Here is a 19474-nt window from a genome sequence, read left to right as displayed (position 1 = left end):
GTGGGACCCGTTGCGACTATCGGCGATGGCAAACGAGTATGCAGTGGATGCCTGGCAGCGGTCCATTCTGTATGCCGACGTTCGCCGCCAACGCGGCAACCAGTACCAGGAGCATTTGCAGGAGCAGACGCCGAACGTACTCGACTTCGCCTCTGAGGTCATCATGTCCGGGCTGGACCTTCCGCAGCCGGTCAACTATGGCCTCGTACGCATCCTGCCGCCAGCCGACACGCCGAGCGATCCCCACAAGCGACCGTTCGTGGTGGTCGATCCACGCGCGGGCCACGGCCCAGGCATCGGCGGCTTCAAACCCGATAGCGAGGTCGGCGCGGCCCTCAAGGCTGGCCATCCCTGCTACTTCGTAGGCTTTCTGCCCGATCCCGTTCCCGGCCAGACCGTCGAAGACGTCATGCGCGCCGAAGCGGCCTTCGTGCGCAAGGTCGGCGAGCTGCACCCCGACAGCCGCGGCAAGCCTGCGGTCATCGGCAATTGCCAGGCAGGCTGGCAGATCCTGATGGCAGCCGCCGTCTGGCCCGAACTGTTCGGACCGATCATCGTGGCCGGTGCGCCGCTGTCGTACTGGGCGGGCGACATGCCGATGCGCTACGCGGGCGGTCTGACCGGCGGTAGCTGGTTGACGGCATTGACCAGCGACCTAGGAGCTGGTCGGTTCGATGGTGCCTGGCTGGTTCAGAACTTCGAAAACCTGGACCCGGCCAATACGCTTTGGACCAAACAGTACAACCTGTACGCCAATGTCGACACGGAAGGCCCGCGCTACTTGCAGTTCGAAAAGTACTGGGGCGGCCACGTCTTCCTGAACGATGTGGAAATACAGTACATCGTCGATAACCTGTTCATCGGCAACAAACTGAGTACGGCGCAGCTGGTGACGTCTGATGGCGTGCGCATCGACCTGCGCAATATTCGCTCGCCGATCCTGGTGTTCTGCTCCTATGGGGACAACATCACGCCACCGCCCCAGGCCCTGGGCTGGATCACCGACCTGTACCGCAACGACCTGGACGTGCTGGGACATGACCAGACCATCGTCTACGCTACCCATGACAGCATCGGACATCTGGGAATCTTCGTCTCCGGCAGCGTCGGGCGTAAAGAGCACCAGGAGTTCGCTGAGAACATCGACATCATCGACGTGCTGCCGGCAGGCATTCACCACATGCAAATCGATGAGCATCCCGACCCAGTGCAGGAAGGAGACCCAACCAGTGACGTCTTCCTGACGCGGATTCGCCGCAGCAGCATCGATGAAGTCCGTGAGATCGTCCGTCCCGACCCTGAGAACGATCGCCGGTTCGCCGCCGTTGCGCGGATCTCCGAGGTCAACCTGGCTTGCTACCGCAGCTTCGTGCAGCCATGGATGCGTGCCCTGGTCACGGATCAGGGGGCGAAGTGGCTGGAGCCGCTGCATCCGCTGCGCATGGGCTATGAATTGTGGTCTGACAGGCATCCGCTCGCCGCCGCAGTACATGAGGCTGCGCAACACGTGCGCGACCATCGTCAGCCCGTCTCCGAGGCCAACCCTTTCCTGCAACTGCAGGCGCAGTTTTCCACCGCCGTCGAACAGATGCTGGATCAATTCCGTGATTGCCGCGACCAGATCTACGCACAGGCGTTTGACACGCTGTACAGCCTGCCGCTGGTGCAGGCCATGACTGGACAGAGCCTGCACGACGATGCACCGCCGCGACCCCGTCCCAGCGAGACGCCCGAGCATCGCCAGTATCTGGCGCAAGAGTTGACACGGCTCGAAGCGGATATTCACAGCGGCGGGCTCGCCGAAGCCGTCATACGGGCACTGTTCTTCGTGCTCGCGGCGCGTGGCGAGGCCGACGAGCGGCACTTCCGGCACGCAGAGCAACTGGTGCGTCCCCGCCTGGGCAGCGACTTCGACATGCAGGCCTTTCGCCACCTCGTGCGTCGGCAGGCTTTGCTGATGCGGCTCGACCAGGACGCCGTGGTGTCCGCCATCCCCGGATTGCTGAACGACATAGCGCCTGATGAGATCCGCCAGGTAGCGGAGATGATCGTACAGGTGGTCGGCAGCAGCGATGTGCTGTCCGCACAGGAGCAAGCCAGGCTGGAGCAGGTTGCCGCCCTGTTCGAGCAGGCGGACCACCAGGCGCAGGCGCCTCAGAAGAAAACGGCGTCGAAGACGCCAGCCGCGCCGCGCACAAGTCAAACACGGCGAGGGAAAGACAAATGACGACGTCCTCCGCACCGGTCGATGGCGCCGCCGACGCATTGCAGGTTTTGCGCAACCGCACCTTCGACGAGATCGCCATTGGCGACAGCGCCAGCCTCGAACGCGCGTTTTCGCCGCAAGACATCCAGATGTTCGCGCTGCAATCGGGCGATGATGTGGATCCGGAATCTTCGGTGTCTTCGCCCTCGCGGGACACCACCGAGGCCATTTGTGCAAACGTCCTGATCTCGGCTGTGCTGGGAACACGCCTGCCGGGACCCGGAACCCTGCATGTCAGCCAGAACCTGCGCTTCCTCGGGGCGATTCGGCCCGGCGACAGGCTGACCGTGCGAGTGCAGGTGACCAGCAAGGACACCGCCACTCGGCGTATCACGCTGGCCTGCGCCTGCACCAACCAGGAGGATGCGGCGGTTTTCCAAGGCCAGGTAGAGGTCGCGGCGCCCACTGAGCGCATTGAACGAACGCGCACCGCGTTGCCGGAAATCCACCCGGATGCGCAGGGCCACACAGGCCTGCAACGCCTGCTGGCGCACGTCGCGCACTTGCAACCGATTCGGGTGGCCGTCGCCCATCCCTGCGATGCCCCCAGTCTGTCCGCTGCGCTCGAAGCACGCCACGCGGGGTTGATCGAACCGGTGCTGGTCGGATCACGGGCGCGGCTGGAAGCAGTCGCCACAGAGGCCGGGCTGGATCTGGCCGACGTCACCATTGTGGACACACCCCACAGCCACGCCGCCGCGCAGCAAGCCGTAGCCTTGGCGGCCAATGGCGAAGTCGAAGCCCTGATGAAAGGGAGTCTGCACACCGACGAACTGATGTCCGCGCTGGTTTCGGCAGCAGCGGGGTTGCGCACCAAGCGCCGGGTCAGCCATTGCTTCCTGTTGCAGACACCGGCCTATCCGCGCCCGTTCATCGTCACCGATGCAGCGATCAATATCGCCCCGACTCTGGAACAGAAGGCAGACATCATCCGCAACGCCATCGAGCTGGCGCAGGTGATCGGCGTGCGCGAACCCAAGGTCGCAATCCTGGCCGCAGTCGAGACGGTCAGCCCGACGATGACGGCCACGCTGGACGCTGCGGCGCTGTGCAAGATGGCCGATCGCGGCCAGATCACTGGCGGCCTGCTCGACGGGCCGCTGGCCTTCGACAACGCCGTCTCCATCGCCGCTGCGCGCACCAAGGGGATCGTCTCCGAGGTCGCCGGGCAGGCTGACATCCTCGTCGTGCCTGACCTGGAGAGCGGCAACATGCTTGCCAAGCAGTTGATCTTCCTGGGCGGCGCAGCCAGCGCTGGGATCGTCCTTGGAGCCAAGGTGCCGGTCATTCTGACCAGCCGTGCCGACTCGCGTGATACGCGCATCGCCTCATGCGCGATTGCACTGATGCTCGCCCACCACTATCGGCTGTCACCCCCTTGAGCGGACTTGTTAGCAACTTAACCACCCCTTTGGAGAAAACACCATGCAGTACTCATTTTCTGGCCGCGCAGCCCTGGTCACCGGTGCAGGATCCGGCATTGGCGAGGCCATCGCGCGACTTCTTGCGAGCAACGGCTTGAGTGTCGTCGTCTCGGATGTCAGCGCCGACAATGCGAAGCGCGTCGCCAAGCTCATCAGCGCCGATGGCGGCCAAGCCGTGGCCAATGTGGCCGACGTGGCACGCATCGATGACGTTGAGGCTGCTGTGGCCTGCGCAGTCGATACGTTCGGCGGCCTTCATTTTGCGGTCAACAACGCCGGTATCAGTGGCGACCAGAGCCCAGTGGGGGAATTGGACCCTGCCGCCTGGAGCCGGGTAATCGATATCAACCTGAACGGCGTGTTCTATGGCCTGCGCCATCAGATTCCCGCGATCCTTCGTTCAGGAGGTGGTGCCATCGTCAACGTCTCTTCGATCCTGGGAGTGGTCGGCGATGCAGCGAACCCCGCGTACGTCGCAGCCAAGCACGCTGTGACCGGGCTGACCCGGTCGGCAGCGCTGGCCTATGCGTCCCAGGGAATCCGGATCAACTCGATCCATCCCGGTTACGTGCGTACGCCCATCTTGGATTTCCTGGACGAATCGGCCCTTCAGGAGGCCGTTGGCCTGCATCCGATCGGCCGTCTGGGGACCCCGGACGAAATCGCCCATGCCGTGGCGTTTTTGCTATCGGAAGGAAGCAGCTTCTTTGCGGGCACCCAGCTCATCGCGGACGGCGGCTACACGGCACGCTGAATCTGACGACGATGAGAGTGCAGGCATACCCGCACACCGTGGCGACGTCACCGGGGCCGGGCAAAAAGAGGACGACATGATGGATGCGACCACGGCCCGCTCCGGACGCCCCGGGCACGGACTGATCCTTGTACTGAACTGCGGTTCATCCAGCATCAAGTTTGCGGTGTTCGATCCCTCGGCCACGCCACTGCCTCGCCAGGCATTGTGGAATGGCAAGGTGCAGGGGATCGGCGGTGCCGATCCGGATTTCGGAGAGACCGGGGTTGCGCCGTTCCCGATCAAACTGGACACGGCACATCCCTATCCTGCCGCGCTGCGCCTCATCCGTGATCGTGTCAGTCAGCGGCTCGACGGTCGCCGGATCGGTGCGGTCGCCCATCGGATCGTCCACGGCGGCAGCAAATATTTCATGCCAGTGTGCGTGGACGAGAATGTCCTGGCCGACCTCAAGGGCTACATTCCTCTGGCCCCGCTACACCAGCCATTCGCACTCGAAGCCGTGGAGATCCTGCTGCGGGAGCAGCCCGATCTGCCACAGATGGCCTGCTTCGACACGGCCTTCCACCACACTTTGCCCCAGGTCGAGCAGATCCTGCCGTTGCCCTATGCCGCATGGGAGCGCGGTCTGCGCCGGTACGGGTTTCACGGCCTGTCGTATGAGTACATGGCGGTGGCCTTGCCCGAGCGCCATGGCGACGCTGCACGGGGACGCACCGTCGTCGCCCACCTGGGCAGCGGCGCCAGCCTGTGCGCCATGCAAGGGCTCAAAAGCATGGCCACCACCATGGGTTTCTCCGCGCTTGACGGCCTGATGATGGGCACCCGCACCGGCGCGCTCGATCCGGGCGCGGTGCTCTACCTGATGGAAATCGAGAAGCTCTCACTGGAGCAAGTGGGGCGCGTCCTCTATCACGAGTCCGGTCTGCTCGGCGTTTCGGGCATCTCGGCCGAGCCGCGCGTCATTGTCCGGCACGAGAACGATGCAGGCGAAACGGGTGAGCGAGCGCGCTTGGCGCTGGCCCTCTACGTGCGCCGCATCGTGCGCGAGATCGGGGCCTTGATTGCTGTTCTGGGCGGCCTGGACATGCTGGTGTTCACGGCGGGTGTCGGTGAACACAACGCCTTCATTCGCGAGCGCATCTGTGCGGCACTGGGTTTTCTTGGCATTGCCCTGGATACCGACGCCAACGCCAGCCACGCAGCGACGATTTCCACCGACCACAGCCAGGTCCTCGTGGCGATCGAACCCACCAATGAAGAGTGGATCGCCGCCAACCATGCGCTGTCCGGCCTGGACAGGGAGAAGGTGCGATGAAGATCGATGCCTTCCATGGATTCACGCTCGCCATTCTGCTGTTGTTCGTTGGCAAGGGCTTGGTAGCGCGTTCGGGCATCTTGCGTCGATACAGCATCCCGGAATCCCTGGTGGGCGGCCTGGCCTGCGCCTTGGTTGTCTTCCTCCTGTACTACGGGATGGGGATCGTTGTCAGTTTCGATCTGGAAGCGCGCGACGCGCTTCTGCTGTACTTCTTTGCCGCTATTGGCCTGAGTACCGACGCCCGCACACTGCGCCATGGTGGACGGCCCTTGCTGATCCTGTCGGGGCTGGCCATCGGGTTCATGGTGCTGCAGAACCTGGCCGGGATGGAGATGGCACGCGCCTTCGGCCTGGATCCGCGCACCGGGCTGATGGTGGGATCGATTTCCCTGACAGGAGGCGTGGGCACCACCTTGGCCTGGTCCGATCACTTCGTTCACAACCTCGGCATTGCGCAAGCGCAGGAACTGGGATTGGCAGCGAACATGATCGGCCTGATCGCGGCCTGCACCATCGGGGGCCCAGTCGCAAGCTTGCTCATGCGTAGGCATCGGCTTCAAGCCTCTGGGGACAGCGCCCTGGAAATTGGCACGCTGCACAGGGATGAGCAGCATGCCCGCCTGGACTACTACGGCCTGCTGCTGGCATTGCTCTGGCTCAACTTCGCCTTGATGTTGGGATACGGAATCAATGCCTTGGTCGCGCGTACCGCCGTCACGCTGCCCGCCTTTGTGGGCTGCCTGCTGGCCGGAATTCTCCTGCGCATGGCGGCCGACTGGATGAGGCCAAGTGGGCGCGGACGTTTATGGAACTGGCCGAGCATGCAGCCAGGCATCGCCCTGGTTTCCGACATGTCATTGGGCCTGTTTCTGACCATGGCGCTGATGGGACTCAGGCTCTGGGAACTGCAGCCCGTGCTCGCCTTCATCACGGCGGCGATGCTGGTGCAGATTGCCTTGGTCATCGCATTCGTTTTGCTGATTGTTTTTCGGGCAATGGGCAAGGATTACCAAGCCGCCGTGGTGTGCGCGGGTTTCGGCGGTATTGCGCTGGGATCTACCGCCACTGCCATCGCCAACATGACGGCGGTGACTCGGGAGCATGGTGCGGCACGCGAGGCGTTCATTGTGGTGCCCTTGGTATGTGGGTTCGTCATCGATATTGCGAACGCACTGGTAATCAGCCTGATGGCCGGTTAGGCGAAGCGAAACAGCGGAGCGAGCTGGCAGATGGATACATCGCTGACGCGCTGGCGAGGCGTCGTCGCCCAGGAAATCGCAATCGACTCCCGTTTTCAAGCAAGGGGCTCTTTCTACTTGTGCAGAAATAGAGGTAATACGCTTTGACGAATAAAAAGAACGGCAATATCGACTCAGCCATCAATCCGAAGTTGGATGGGGATGCCCATGTCGCTTGGGCACAGGCTTGGTCGTCTATTTCGCCGGAGACATCGTTGCTCGCGTGGGTGGACTGGGCGAGCCATTTAGCAAACAGTCCTGGCAAGCAAGCCGAGCTTTTGGCGTTTGCAGCCTCCCTGTCCGAGCAATGGATGGCCGTATTGAAGAAGAATCCGGCCAACCCGGACCGGGGAGCCACCGCTCCTGACCGGTCACCTGTCAATGACCGCCGCTTCAACGATCCTGCATGGGATCAATGGCCCTACGACCTTTTCCGCAGTTCATTCGTCAATCAGACCAAATGGTGGGAGCAGGCCACGCAGGGGGTGTGGGGAGTGGATCCGAAACACCAACGCCTGCTGGCGTTTGGCGCCAAACAGTGGCTGGAAATGCTTTCGCCCGCCAACGCTGCGGTTTTCAACCCCGTTGTCCTGAAAAGAACCATCGCAGAGCAAGGCGCCAATCTAGCGCGGGGGACGTCCAACTTTCTCGACGACTTGCGTCGGCAACTATCCGGCCAGCCTCCCGCGGGAACGGAGAACTTCGTCGTTGGGCGCGACGTAGCGGTCACGGAAGGAAAAGTCGTTCTGAGAAATCGACTGATCGAACTGATTCAGTACACGCCCACTACCGAGAAAGTCCATCCCGAACCGATCCTGATCATTCCTGCCTGGATCATGAAGTACTACGTACTGGATCTGTCACCGCATAACTCGCTGATACGGTATCTGGTTGCGCAAGGGCATACGGTTTTTTGCATCTCCTGGAGAAATCCGGATGCTGAGGATCGAGATTTGGGCATGGATGAGTACCTGGAGTTCGGCCTGCATGCAGCGCTGGACGCTGTGACTTCCGTCGTCCCCGGGCATGGAGTCCACGCGGCTGGTTATTGCCTGGGCGGAACGCTACTGGCCATTGGTGCTTCAGCCATGGCGCGTGATGGCGATACGCGGCTGGTGTCGGTAAGCCTGCTTGCCGCACAGACGGACTTCAGCGAACCGGGCGAGCTGAGTCTTTTCATCAACGAGAGTCAAGTGGCGCTGTTGGAAGCCAGCATGGCTCAAACCGGTTATTTGACCTCCGACCAGATGAGCGGAGCTTTTCAGCTACTGCGTTCCTACGATCTCATATGGTCTCGCATGATTGACGAATACCTATTGGGCGATCGCCGGGCAATGACCGACCTGATGGCTTGGAATGCCGATGGGACTCGCCTCCCCGCGAAGATGCATTCGCAGTATCTCCGACGCCTTTACCTGAATAACGATCTCAGCGCGGGGCGTTATCCCGTCACGGGTCGCCCCGTTTCAGTGGGAGACATCGCTGTACCGGTGTTTTGCGTCGGCACTGCCTCGGATCATATTGCGCCTTGGCGCTCGGTTTACAAGCTGCATCTCCTGTCTTCGGCCGAGCTGACTTTCGTGCTGACCACTGGAGGACACAACGGCGGCATCGTGAGCGAGCCCGGCCGAGGTAACCGCCAATATCAAATCCATACCCGCGCGGCCGGTGATGGATACATGGCGCCGGATGAGTGGCAAGCGACGATGCAGACGCATCCGGATTCCTGGTGGCCCGCATGGTCGGCGTGGCTGCGAGAGCGTTCCGGTGATGTTGTTGCGCCTCCGCTCATAGGTGCTGAATCCAGTGGATACCCCACTGTTTGCGACGCCCCAGGGGAATATGTACGCAACTGAATAAGCGTATCCCGCGTCCGCTATTGCGACACGGTATACGCAATATCTGTTCGTCATCCCGTTCTACTCTGATAACTGGAGACATTCATGTACTCAAGAATCCTGGTTCCGCTCGACGGAAGTCCTACTGCCGATTTGGCGCTCCACCACGCTGCGGTGCTGGCACGCCTGAATGGCGCAACCATCGTCTTGCTGCACGTCATCGAGGAGATGAAGCACAGCAACGGCTTCGAGAGGCCGAGGATCTATATTGAAGAAGTGAGGCCGGGCTTCCTGGCGGCCGGGCAGAAGCTGCTGGACGAGGCGGCGCTGCGGCTGAGGCAGGAAGGCCTGGCGGTTGAGACCGTCCTTCTGGAAAGCAAGGGCGAGCGCGTCTCGGTGCTCATCGCTCAGCAGGCACTGACCACTCAATGCGAGTTGGTGGTGTTGGGTACTCACGGACGCCGGGGCGTGGACAGGCTGCTCATGGGAAGCGATGCAGAGCAGCTCGCTCGCATCGCACCAGTTCCGGTGATGCTGGTGCGCCAGCCCCAATCGGTCATTGCGACTGCAACCCCTGGGCAGGGTGGCACGCCAGCGTGACGAAGGTTCAGTCCACCGACCAAACTGAATGGAGGCTGAAAGTCGCAGCCCCCTTGCTGCTGCTATTGCTGAGCGCCTCCGCACAGGCCCAGTCCTGCCACCAGGACAACCCGCTGCGCTCAACGGGAACGCTCAATCTGCGGATCGACAACGACATGTTCGGCGGCATTGGACAAGACCAAGGGTACTCCAACGGGTTTCTCGCCAGTTGGGTTTCCCCCAACCTCGTGGACTATAGCGATGACCCTTGTCTACCGCGTCTCGTCCGTGGGCTGAATCGCTTTCTCACGATGCTCCAACCCCAAGGCTTCGACGAACAGAACATGACCATCGGCTTCGGGCAGATGATGTACACCCCGAACGACAAAACGCGCAGCGATCTCATCAAGGATGATCGTCCTTTCGCGGGCGCCTTGATGTTGAGCCTTGGCTATAACGCGAGGCGGGGCGATACGCTGCGCACTTCGCAACTCCGCGTGGGGGTGGTGGGGCCCTCCTCCCAGGCCAGGCAAGTCCAGAACTGGTGGCATGACACCGTCGGAGTGGACAGATTCAATGGCTGGAGACATCAACTGCGCGACGAACCCGTGCTGCAGTTGCTCCACGAACGCCGAACACGAGTCATCAGGCAAGAAAACGTCAGCGGTTGGGGTTGGGATCTGACCCGCCACTGGGGCGGCAGCTTGGGCAATTTCGCCACCTACGCGAATGTCGGCGGAGAACTGCGCTATGGCCTACGCCTGCCGGACGACTTAGGCACCGCACCGCTGCGCCCGGCTGGAGAAAACACCTCGCCCGTGCGTAAGACCGCTGGCAGCAACTGGAACGGGCACCTGTTCGTGGCACTCGACGGTCGCTGGGTTTTGCACGACATCACGTTGGACGGCAATACGTTCAAGTCCAGTCATAGTGTTGATAAACGGCCATTCGTGGCCGATGTGGGCTATGGCATCGCGATGACTCAGGGCAACTGGCGCATCGCGATAGCCCGCTACCACCGCACCCGCGAATTTCGTGGACAAAAGGAAATCCCGGTCTACGGAACGATCACCGTAGGACGGCGATTCTGATGCAGATCGATTCCTTGAACGCCATGCAAGCCACTCTGTTGCTGTTCATGACAAGAGCCTGGTTGCTTGTGGAGCTACCACGTCGACGCAGTACTGCCAATGCCGTCGTCATTAGCCAGTTGGCAAGGTGAACACAGCGAGCTGAACGATAAGGCACCCGCGCTCGATAAGAGACCAAGGACAACAAATAAGGAGATAAATGGATGCAACGACTCACCCTGGCCCTACCCGGCAATGAAGATCTGGCCCGCGGCATCGCGCAGGCATGCGGCAGCGAAGCCGGCCGCATCGAAACGCGCCGATTCCCCGATGGCGAGAGCTATGTCCGGTTGCATGGCGAACCTGCCGATCGGATCGTGGATGTGATTTGCACGCTGGCCCATCCTGATCCGCAGTTCCTGCTTCTGGCTTTTGCCGCTGACGCGGCGCGCGAACTTGGCGCGCAAGAGGTGAACCTGATCGCACCGTATCTGGCCTACATGCGCCAGGACAAGCGATTCCATGACGGAGAAAGCGTGACGTCGCGGTCCTTCGCACGTCTGGTCTCATCGACCTTCGACAAGCTGCTCACGGTGGATCCGCATCTGCACCGCTATCCGACACTATCAGCGGTCTACACGATCCCCACCATCACCTTGCATGCCGCACCACTGCTGGCCGACTGGATCGCGAATCATGTCGAAGAACCTTTGATCGTGGGCCCCGACGAGGAAAGCGAGCAGTGGGCCGGCGCCATCGCGTCCCGCATCGGCGTACCGCACGCTGTGCTTCGCAAGACACGCCATGGCGATCGCAGCGTGGACATCGATGTTCCCGACCTGTCGATCTGGCGCGGCAGAACGCCGGTGCTTGTGGACGACATCGCATCATCAGGCCGCACGCTCGCCGTCGCGGCGCGCAAGCTCGCCGAGCAAGGAATGCGCAAGCCGGAGTGCGTAGTGGTGCATGCCCTGTTCGCCGAGGATGCCTGGGCCCAATTGACACCGTTGTTTGCCCGAATTACGTCCACCGACGCAGTACCGCATCCGAGCAACCGGATTGGTCTCGCTTCGCTGATTGCCGACGCTCTCTCTAGCGGGAAAACCGATCCGCGAGGCTGATCTTTTTATCGATCCAACTATTTTCAAGGAGACCTGAAATGTCCTCTCAAGCTAACCTCGCAACCGATTGGCGTGCTGGTTACGGGCCCATCGCGCACAGGTCTGAAACCATCGAACGTATGCAGGCCCTAGTGCAACGTCTGGTCGCGCAAAGGCGTATAGCAGACGAAGCCTCGGCCCATGCGCTGCTGGCTGCAGCCGACCGGGTGGCCTGCACGGCCATGAGCGTAGTGGCGCATATGACCTATGCCCGGCGCATCGACCGAAGCGGCTGCCCACTGGGCTCCGATGATTTCAAACAAACGCCCGAAGGCCACACCGGCGGCTCGCTCAACATGGTGCCAGCCTTCGTGGGTTATCTGTTGGCCAACGCGCTGACCGGGACGACACGCGGCTGGCTCATGGGGCAGGGGCACTGCGTGGCCGCGATCGAGGCGGTGAACGCACTGACCGGCGATGTATCCGCCGCCCAGCGTGGACGCTACGACCGCAGCGAGGCGGGCCTGTCGCTCCTGATCGCGGACTTCTACTCCTATGCCATCGATAAGCAGGGTCGGCCCGCGGTACCGCTGGGTAGCCATGCCGGGCCGAACACGGCCGGCGCGATCTCCGAAGGCGGCTATCTGGGGTTCGCCGGGCTGCAGTATGTGCACACGCCGTTGCCGGGAGAAAGCCTGGTGGCATTCCTCAGTGATGGCGCTTTCGAGGAACAACGTGGCTCGGACTGGGCGCCGCGCTGGTGGCGCGCCGAGGACTGCGGCTTCGCCATCCCGGTCATGATTCTCAACGGACGGCGCATCGAGCAGCGCACCCAGATCGTGCAGGAAGGTGGCGCTACCTGGCTGGCCGAAGATCTGCGCCACAACGGCTTCGATCCCGTCATCGTTGATGGACGTGATCCGATGGCGATCGCATGGGCCATTGTTGAAGCCGAAGACACGCTGAGCGCCTTCGCCGCACGCTCGGATCGGCGCTATCCGGTCAAGCTGCCCTACGTGATCGCCGAGACGGAGAAAGGTTTTGGCTTCCCGGGCGCGGCGACCAATGCCGCCCACAACCTGCCGCTGAACGGCAATCCGCGCGAGGATGCGCAGGCACGCGAGGCCTTCAACGCAGGGGCTGCGGCGCTGTTCGTGCCCGAGAGCGAACTGGAAAACGCGCTCACCGTCCTTGCGAATCACGGCCAGAGCCAGCGCTCGCGCGAAAGCGAGCACCCCATGGCCCTACGCCATCCAGCGAGCCCTCATCTGCCGATGCCGGCCTGGGCGCCAACTGAGGTATCGGGCAGCGCCATGTCCGCACTGGACCGTTGGTTCGTGGAGCTAGTGCAGGCAAATCCACAGTTGCGCATCCGGATCGGCAATCCCGATGAACTGGCCAGCAACAAGATGGGGACCACGCTAGCGCTGCTCAAGCACCGCGTCAACGTGCCCGAACCCGGCGTCCCGGAATCGACGGATGGCTCGGTGGTCACCGCACTCAATGAAGAAGCCGTTGCGGCCGCCGCCCTCGCCAACAAAGGGGGGCTGAACCTGATCGTCAGCTACGAGGCATTCGCGGTCAAGATGCTTGGATTGATGCGCCAGGAGATCATCTTCGCGCGTCGGCAGAAGGAGCTGGGCCAGCCGCCAGGCTGGATCTCCGTCCCGCTGATCGTCACATCCCACACCTGGGAGAACAGCAAGAACGAGCAGTCACACCAGGACCCGACCATTGGCGAAGCATTGCTGGGGGAGATGTCGGACACCGCACGCGTGTTGTTCCCGGTGGATGAAAACACGGCGTGCGCCGCGTTGCGAGCGGTCTACGCCAGCCGCGGCCAAGTGGCTTGTGTGGTGGTCTCCAAGCGCGACACGCCGAATCACTTCAGTGCCGCCGCGGCTCAATCGCTGATCGAGCATGGAGCAGCCCATGTAGCCGGCGATCCGTCCACCGCACAACTGCAATTCGTAGCGATTGGCGCCTACCAGTTGGAGGAAGCGCTCAAAGCCCATGCCCGCCTGGAGCACCATGGGCTTGCGTCGTGCATCACCGTGGTGGTCGAGCCCGGCCGTCTACGCATTCCGCGAGACGAACTTGAGGCCGCCTTCGTGCTCGGTGACGAATCCCTGCAAGCGCTCTTCCCGCCTCACCTGCCGCGCGTGTTGATAAGCCATACCCGCCCTGAGCCGATGCTGGGCGTGCTTCGCCGCATTGACAGCGGCCCTTCGAAGACGCGGGCTTTGGGCTACATCAACCACGGCGGCACCCTCGATGTGGCTGGAATGCTGATCGCCAATCGATGCACCTGGGTGGATGCCATCTATGCCGCTGCGCAAGTGACCGGCTGGAACAGTTCGCAGGCTGCTGCTGCCGCGACCGACGCGTGAATTTCAAGTGGTTCTGACACGGTCCGCAGTGACCGCGCCAGCTCCTGATTTCACAACCCACCAACAAGCGAGGAGACAACTTCATGCTCTCACTGACCAGCCTGGGCGGTGCCGGTACCGTCACCGGCTCCAAACACCTGATCACATATGGCAGTACCCGCATCCTGATCGACTGCGGACTTTTCCAAGGACTGAAGAACCTGCGCGAGCTGAACTGGCAGCATCTTGTCGTTGAGTCCAAGGACATCGATGCGGTTGTACTGACGCACGCGCACCTGGATCATTGTGGATATCTCCCCCGATTGGTGCTGAACGGGTTCCGCGGGAAGATTTTCTCGACGCCAGCCACACGGGACGTCGCCGAACTCATCCTGCTCGACAGTGCTTGGTTGCAGGAGAAGGATGCCGAGTTCGCCAACCGGAAGGGATTTTCCAAGCACAAGCCAGCCCTTGCCCTGTATCGGGTCCGAGATGCCGAACGCACGCTCTTGCAGTTCAAGCCCGTGCCACTGCATCAGGAGACGGTATTGCCGGGCGGTGCACGCCTGGTTCTACGCAGGGCCGGCCACATTCTTGGAGCGGCGACGGCGCAGATCGACATCGGCGGCAAGCGTTTGGTGTTCTCCGGCGACCTGGGCCGCTATGACGATGCGGTCATGCCTGATCCTGAACCCGTCACGGAAGCGGACTACATCATCATCGAGTCCACCTATGGCAATCGTCATCATGACCGTTCCGATGCCGTCGAAGCGCTAGGCGACATCATCGAGCGTACGACTCGCCGCGGAGGCACCGTAGTGATTCCCGCTTTTGCCGTAGGACGCGCGCAGTCGTTGATCTATGACCTATGGCTGTTGCGACAGCGCGGTCGGCTCCGCAACGTGCCCGTCTATCTGGACAGTCCCATGGCCACCAGCGCAACTGCGCTGCTGCACCGCCATGCCGACGACCACAAGCTCGCTCAACACGATTTCGAGACGGCATTCTCAGAAGTCACATACGTGCGCGACGTTGAAGAGTCCAAGGCGCTATCGGCGAATCGATACCCCAAGGTGATTATTTCCGCCAGCGGCATGGCCACCGGCGGCCGCGTGCTGCATCACATAGAAGCGTTTGGCGGTAGCCATCAGAACACGCTGCTGTTCTCTGGATTCCAAGCAGCAGGTACGCGCGGGCGCAAGCTGCTTGAGGGCGCTCGCGAAGTCAAGATCCATGGACGCTGGATGCCGATCAAGGCAGAGGTCGCCGAGCTTGCGATGTTGTCGGCTCATGCCGACAGCGATGAGCTGATGCGATGGCTGCGCGGCTTTACCAAGGCGCCGGAAAGAGTGTTCATTGTTCACGGTGAATCTGATGCCTCTGAGGCGCTGCGCGAACGTATCCAGCGCGAACTCAATTGGCACGCATCGGTGCCCATGCAAAACCAGGAGTTCGCCCTGTGAGTGCCCGCATCACGCCCCAGACACCCGCCTTGCAAGCATTGCGCATGCGACTGCATGCCCAGCATCAACCCGTCGTCTTGATGCGTACCGATTGCCATGTCTGCCGTGCCGAAGGGCTGGCACCGCGGTCACAGGTACTGATCATTGCCGGCGACCGCACTGTGCAAGCGCTACTGTACCAAATCGACAGCGATCTGCTCAAAACCGGACAGATCGCTCTGTCCGAGGCCGCCTGGGATGCCCTGGACATTCATGAGGGCGATCTTGTGCAGGTTCGGCATCCTCCGCTGCTCGAATCGTTGTCGGCCGTGCGTGCGCGAATTCACGGCCACCGACTGCAAACGACGGAGTTGCAGGCGATCGTCCGTGATGTGGTCGATGGTCGCTATACCGATGTCGCACTTTCGGCCTTCCTGACCGCAACGGCGGTACTGCCTCTGGATATGCAAGAGACCATCCATCTCACCCGTGCGATGGTCGATGTCGGGGATCACCTGCAATGGCAGGCTCCGATTGTTGTGGACAAGCATTGCGTGGGCGGATTACCGGGAAATCGCACCACGCCGTTGGTGGTTGCCATCGCCGCAGCCAATGGATTGGTGATGCCCAAGACCTCATCACGCGCCATCACCTCTCCCGCTGGCACCGCGGACACCATGGAAACGCTGGCTCCTGTAGACCTGGACCTGGATACGCTCAGAAAGGTCGTGGAGAAAGAGGGTGGATGCGTGGCGTGGGGCGGCGCGATGCACCTCAGCCCCGCGGACGACATCTTCGTGCGTATTGAGCGTGAACTGGATATCGACACGCAAGGACAACTGATTGCCTCGGTGTTATCCAAGAAGATTGCAGCAGGGGCGACCCACATCGTGATCGATATTCCGGTTGGGCCAACCGCAAAAGTCCGCAGCCGGGAAACTGCCGAGCATCTTGCGCATCACCTTTCGGAAGTCGCCGCGTCATTTGGCCTTGTATTGCGTTGCCTGTTTACAGACGGGAATCAGCCTGTCGGCAGAGGTATCGGCCCGGCGTTGGAGGCGCGCGACGTGTTGGCCGTATTGCGCAACGAGGCGGATGCGCCGCAAGACCTATGTGACCGCGTGGCGTTGGTGGCGGGCGCGGTGCTTGAGCTTGGCGGCGTCGCCAAAGAAGGGGAGGGACTTCGGTTGGCTCATGAGACGATCAGCAGTGGCCGCGCGTGGGAAAAATTTCAGAGAATCTGCGCGGCTCAGGGGGGATTTCGTGAGCCGCCCCAAGCTCTCTATGTCGAACCGCTTTTGGCAACCACTTCAGGCCGAGCAGTACACATCGACAACCGTAAGCTTTCTCGTTTAGCCAAATTGGCCGGTGCGCCTGAGAGTCCAGCCGCAGGGATTCAATTGCAGGTGCGCTTAGGTGACGAGATAACACGCGGACAACCATTGATGTTTTTGCATGCGCAAACCTCTGGAGAGATGGCCTATGCACTCGCATACGTACAAGGCATTGGGGACATTGTAAAGATTGAACCTTAGCGCCGTGGATAAACAGGGCTCTTGAATGCTCGGTCAAACACAGCCCGGCCTCTCGTTTGGAAAAGTTGAACGCCTACATCTCATGCTCAAGAACATATGAAAAAACATCGCTTAAAAGAAGTTTTCAACCTGCATCGCGTGGAGCAAACAGAAGGAGGTCGTCAGCGCCTGAATAGGAACATTGCTCATGGAACTGCGGCACCTGCGTTGCTTTATCGTTTTGGCCGAAGAACTTCATTTCACACGGGCGGCTGAGCGTCTTCACATTGAGCAACCTCCTCTGTCCCGCGCCATCAAGGAGCTTGAGGACGAGTTAGGCGCTGTGCTCTTCGACCGGGACCGCCGGGGCACCCGACTGACCGCTGCGGGTGCCGTGTTCCTGCAGGACACTCGCCGGCTATTCACCGTCCTGGAGCAGGCCCGCGAGAACGTCAAGGCTGTCGCGGCGGGCTTGCGAGGCAGCCTGCGCATCGCCGTATCCGACGGCGCGCTCGATCCCCGGCTGTCGGCGTTTCTAGCCCGTTGCCGTGCCGAAGAACCCGAGATCGAGATACGGATGTCCGAAGTGCCTTTGGCCGAGCAGTTGCGCGGCCTGCGCTCGGGCGACTTCTGCATCGGATTCGCTCATACCGCCGACGTCGGTGATGGCATCGTCGCCGAACCTATCTGGCAGGACCCGCTGGTGGTCGCCTTGCCAGCCCGGCACGCACTGCTCGTCCACAAGGAGGTTCCACTCCATGAACTCCGGGGGCATCCTCTTGTCCTGTGCGATCCCCAGGTGTGCGAAGGCTACTGCCGCGAGTTGGCGCGCCTCCTGCAGACCCAGGAACACAAACTGAATGTCGTTGAGGAGGTTTCCTCGCTGGACATGATGCTCACCTTGGTCGGTGCCGGCTACGGCGTGGGCTTCATGACGGCGACCAAGATTCCGGTCAGCCAGCGACCGGACGTGGTGATCCGTCCATTGGCGCTGGATACAGCCGTGATCACCACCTACCTGCTTCGACTCGAAAGCAGCAACTCATCGGCTTCGCTGGTGCGATTTATCGACCGCCTCCGGGACCCTTCGAGCGACTGACGCAACGGACCGCACCACTTAAGATTGGGCATCGGCACGAAGATTGCGTTCCGTTGCACTCATCAGCTCTGCCGCACTTATGCTGAGGGCAGCGGAGATTTTCAGTATCAATGCGAGCGTGGGCATGTGCTCCCCACGCTCGATCTTGCCCATATGCGAGCGAGCTATACCAGCCATGGACGCGAATTCATCCTGAGCGACTCCCTGCGCCAAGCGGGCAGCACGCACCGCTTGGCCGAAGGCCAGTGCCGGCTCGGCTTCATAGGTGGTTGTGCCAGGGGGGCGGCCCGGTTGAACGCTGCGCTTCTGCATCACCAGAAGCGTCGATCAATCGACCGAATTTAACCACGTTAAAGATATCTCTTTTGGCTATCATGGTGGCTCGCCTTTTTGATCCGATCGCTTTGTGGGGGCTCTCATGCACGACGCCACCAGCCAGTTTTCCTTTTCCAATTTCAGGCTTGCCATAGCGCCTGGCGTACCGTCATCGCATCTTTCGGCATTGCTTGCGTTGCAGCGTGCGGAAGAGCCGGAAGTCACCATTTCGTTTCATGAGGTCACAGCCGATGATTTGATTGCGGGACTTCGGGAAGGCCGCTACGACGCGGGCATGACGCTTGAAGGATCGAGCGATCCGTCGCTGAAAAGCCAACCTCTATGGACCGAGAACATGGCCGTCGCCATGCCGTTGCGCTTTCCCTTACTTGACCAGGCGAAGCTCACGATCGCCGAACTGTTGGACTACTCCGTCTTTCGCTGGCCTGCAGAGAATTGCCCTTTGCTGGATCAGCGGCTGCCTTCTCTTCCCGCGGTGAGTCAACAGAACATTCAGCGTGTCTCTTCCTTCGAGATGATCGCGCTATGGGTCGCTGCCGGCTACGGCGTCGGGGTATCCGCGCAATCGCGCATTGAGCATGCGCAGGGATGGGGCATTCACACACGGCCGCTGTCTGACGGACCCTACGAGATCGTGACCCACCTGCAGCGGCCCTGCGGACAAGCCGACGTTGTTTCAGAGCGGTTCGAGCGCAGAGCACTGCAGGTCGCCAAGAATGCTCCAACCTAGTCGAGTGCCAATGTCCTCGTTCTGCGTCTTCAGTTCGGGGTCTCCTCGTTTTCAGTGCAATAAGTGACGGTACGCAAAGCTAGCACTGGCGCGGGGGTGGTCTGGGTAGACCGTTGATTTCATTGACTTTCCTGTTCGCTTTGTAAACGGGTATGGTGGCCTCCCACTTTTGAGGTTCACGATGCAGGGTTGGCACACAACGTTTTTGGGGATGCGTGGGCTCCCCCGCGATATCAGCGACTTCGAGATGAAGGCATTTTTCACCTTCGATGGTGCCGAGCGCGACGCAATCAATGCACGCCGAGGTGATTCCCACAAGCTTGGTCTGGCGCTCCATATTGGTTTCCTGCGCATGAGTGGGCGTTTGCTCGGTGCCTTTCGGGTAATTCCAGTA

General features: G+C 61.3%; 16 protein-coding genes. 15 read left to right on the top strand and 1 reads right to left on the bottom strand.

Going from position 1 to position 19474, the window contains the following annotated elements:
• Positions 1 to 25 precede the first annotated feature (25 nt).
• The 13 genes from BV908_RS15635 (at position 26) to BV908_RS15575 (ending at position 18014) form a co-directional block, all read left to right on the top strand.
• Positions 26 to 2227, top strand: coding sequence for a TerB family tellurite resistance protein (locus BV908_RS15635; RefSeq protein WP_246867525.1), 2202 nt, complete (start codon positions 26 to 28; stop codon positions 2225 to 2227).
• On the top strand, positions 2224 to 3648 hold the full coding sequence (locus BV908_RS15630; RefSeq protein ID WP_103738596.1) for a bifunctional enoyl-CoA hydratase/phosphate acetyltransferase: 1425 nt from the start codon (positions 2224 to 2226) through the stop codon (positions 3646 to 3648). The genes BV908_RS15635 and BV908_RS15630 overlap by 4 nt, the downstream gene beginning before the upstream one ends.
• 43 nt (positions 3649 to 3691) lie before the next feature.
• Positions 3692 to 4444 carry an SDR family NAD(P)-dependent oxidoreductase gene (locus tag BV908_RS15625; protein ID WP_103738595.1) on the top strand — a complete coding sequence of 251 codons (753 nt, stop codon included), beginning with the start codon at positions 3692 to 3694 and terminating at the stop codon, positions 4442 to 4444.
• Positions 4445 to 4520: 76 nt separating this feature from the next.
• Positions 4521 to 5762, top strand: coding sequence for an acetate/propionate family kinase (locus BV908_RS15620; protein ID WP_003296531.1), 1242 nt, complete (start codon positions 4521 to 4523; stop codon positions 5760 to 5762).
• The gene (gene gltS, locus BV908_RS15615) at positions 5759 to 6964 is read left to right on the top strand and encodes a sodium/glutamate symporter (protein ID WP_103738594.1); all 1206 of its coding nucleotides are present in this window, start codon (positions 5759 to 5761) and stop codon (positions 6962 to 6964) included. The genes BV908_RS15620 and gltS overlap by 4 nt, the downstream gene beginning before the upstream one ends.
• Positions 6965 to 7107: 143 nt before the next feature.
• Positions 7108 to 8859, top strand: coding sequence for an alpha/beta fold hydrolase (locus BV908_RS15610; protein WP_020307805.1), 1752 nt, complete (start codon positions 7108 to 7110; stop codon positions 8857 to 8859).
• 87 nt (positions 8860 to 8946) lie between these two features.
• Positions 8947 to 9441 (top strand): universal stress protein, encoded by a 495-nt coding sequence (locus BV908_RS15605; protein WP_018715727.1) that lies wholly within the window; start codon positions 8947 to 8949, stop codon positions 9439 to 9441.
• Positions 9438 to 10511 carry a lipid A deacylase LpxR family protein gene (locus tag BV908_RS15600; RefSeq protein ID WP_018715726.1) on the top strand — a complete coding sequence of 358 codons (1074 nt, stop codon included), beginning with the start codon at positions 9438 to 9440 and terminating at the stop codon, positions 10509 to 10511. Before BV908_RS15605 ends, BV908_RS15600 begins: the two co-directional genes overlap by 4 nt.
• A 203-nt stretch (positions 10512 to 10714) precedes the next feature.
• Positions 10715 to 11611 carry a ribose-phosphate pyrophosphokinase gene (locus BV908_RS15595; RefSeq protein WP_003050021.1) on the top strand — a complete coding sequence of 299 codons (897 nt, stop codon included), beginning with the start codon at positions 10715 to 10717 and terminating at the stop codon, positions 11609 to 11611.
• Positions 11612 to 11649: 38 nt separating this feature from the next.
• A complete protein-coding gene (locus BV908_RS15590; protein ID WP_044396459.1) occupies positions 11650 to 13980 on the top strand; it encodes a xylulose 5-phosphate 3-epimerase in 2331 nt (776 codons plus the stop codon).
• 83 nt (positions 13981 to 14063) lie between these two features.
• Positions 14064 to 15422 carry an MBL fold metallo-hydrolase gene (locus BV908_RS15585; RefSeq protein ID WP_020307801.1) on the top strand — a complete coding sequence of 453 codons (1359 nt, stop codon included), beginning with the start codon at positions 14064 to 14066 and terminating at the stop codon, positions 15420 to 15422.
• Positions 15419 to 16936: a thymidine phosphorylase family protein gene (locus BV908_RS15580; RefSeq protein ID WP_020307800.1), complete on the top strand. Its 1518-nt coding sequence runs from the start codon at positions 15419 to 15421 to the stop codon at positions 16934 to 16936. Before BV908_RS15585 ends, BV908_RS15580 begins: the two co-directional genes overlap by 4 nt.
• Positions 16937 to 17123: 187 nt before the next feature.
• Positions 17124 to 18014: a LysR family transcriptional regulator gene (locus BV908_RS15575; RefSeq protein ID WP_003050005.1), complete on the top strand. Its 891-nt coding sequence runs from the start codon at positions 17124 to 17126 to the stop codon at positions 18012 to 18014.
• An 18-nt stretch (positions 18015 to 18032) separates the two neighbouring features.
• Here BV908_RS15575 and BV908_RS15570 read toward each other — a convergent pair whose 3' ends face one another.
• A complete protein-coding gene (locus BV908_RS15570) occupies positions 18033 to 18326 on the bottom strand; it encodes a helix-turn-helix transcriptional regulator (RefSeq protein ID WP_003050003.1) in 294 nt (97 codons plus the stop codon).
• Positions 18327 to 18432: 106 nt separating this feature from the next.
• On the opposite strand from BV908_RS15570, the gene BV908_RS15565 reads away from it, so the two are divergent.
• On the top strand, positions 18433 to 19080 hold the full coding sequence (locus tag BV908_RS15565) for a substrate-binding domain-containing protein (protein ID WP_020307796.1): 648 nt from the start codon (positions 18433 to 18435) through the stop codon (positions 19078 to 19080).
• Between the two features lie 181 nt (positions 19081 to 19261).
• The coding region (locus tag BV908_RS15560; protein WP_030093369.1) for a DUF4158 domain-containing protein at positions 19262 to 19474 on the top strand (213 nt) is incomplete at its 3' end.

Origin of the sequence: Diaphorobacter sp. LR2014-1, from assembly GCF_002916785.1 — a bacterium.
In the GTDB taxonomy this organism is placed as follows: Bacteria; Pseudomonadota; Gammaproteobacteria; order Burkholderiales; family Burkholderiaceae_C; genus Diaphorobacter; species Diaphorobacter nitroreducens.
The sequence above is the reverse complement of the archived record's forward strand: the minus strand, read 5'-3'. Positions and strand labels throughout refer to the sequence as shown.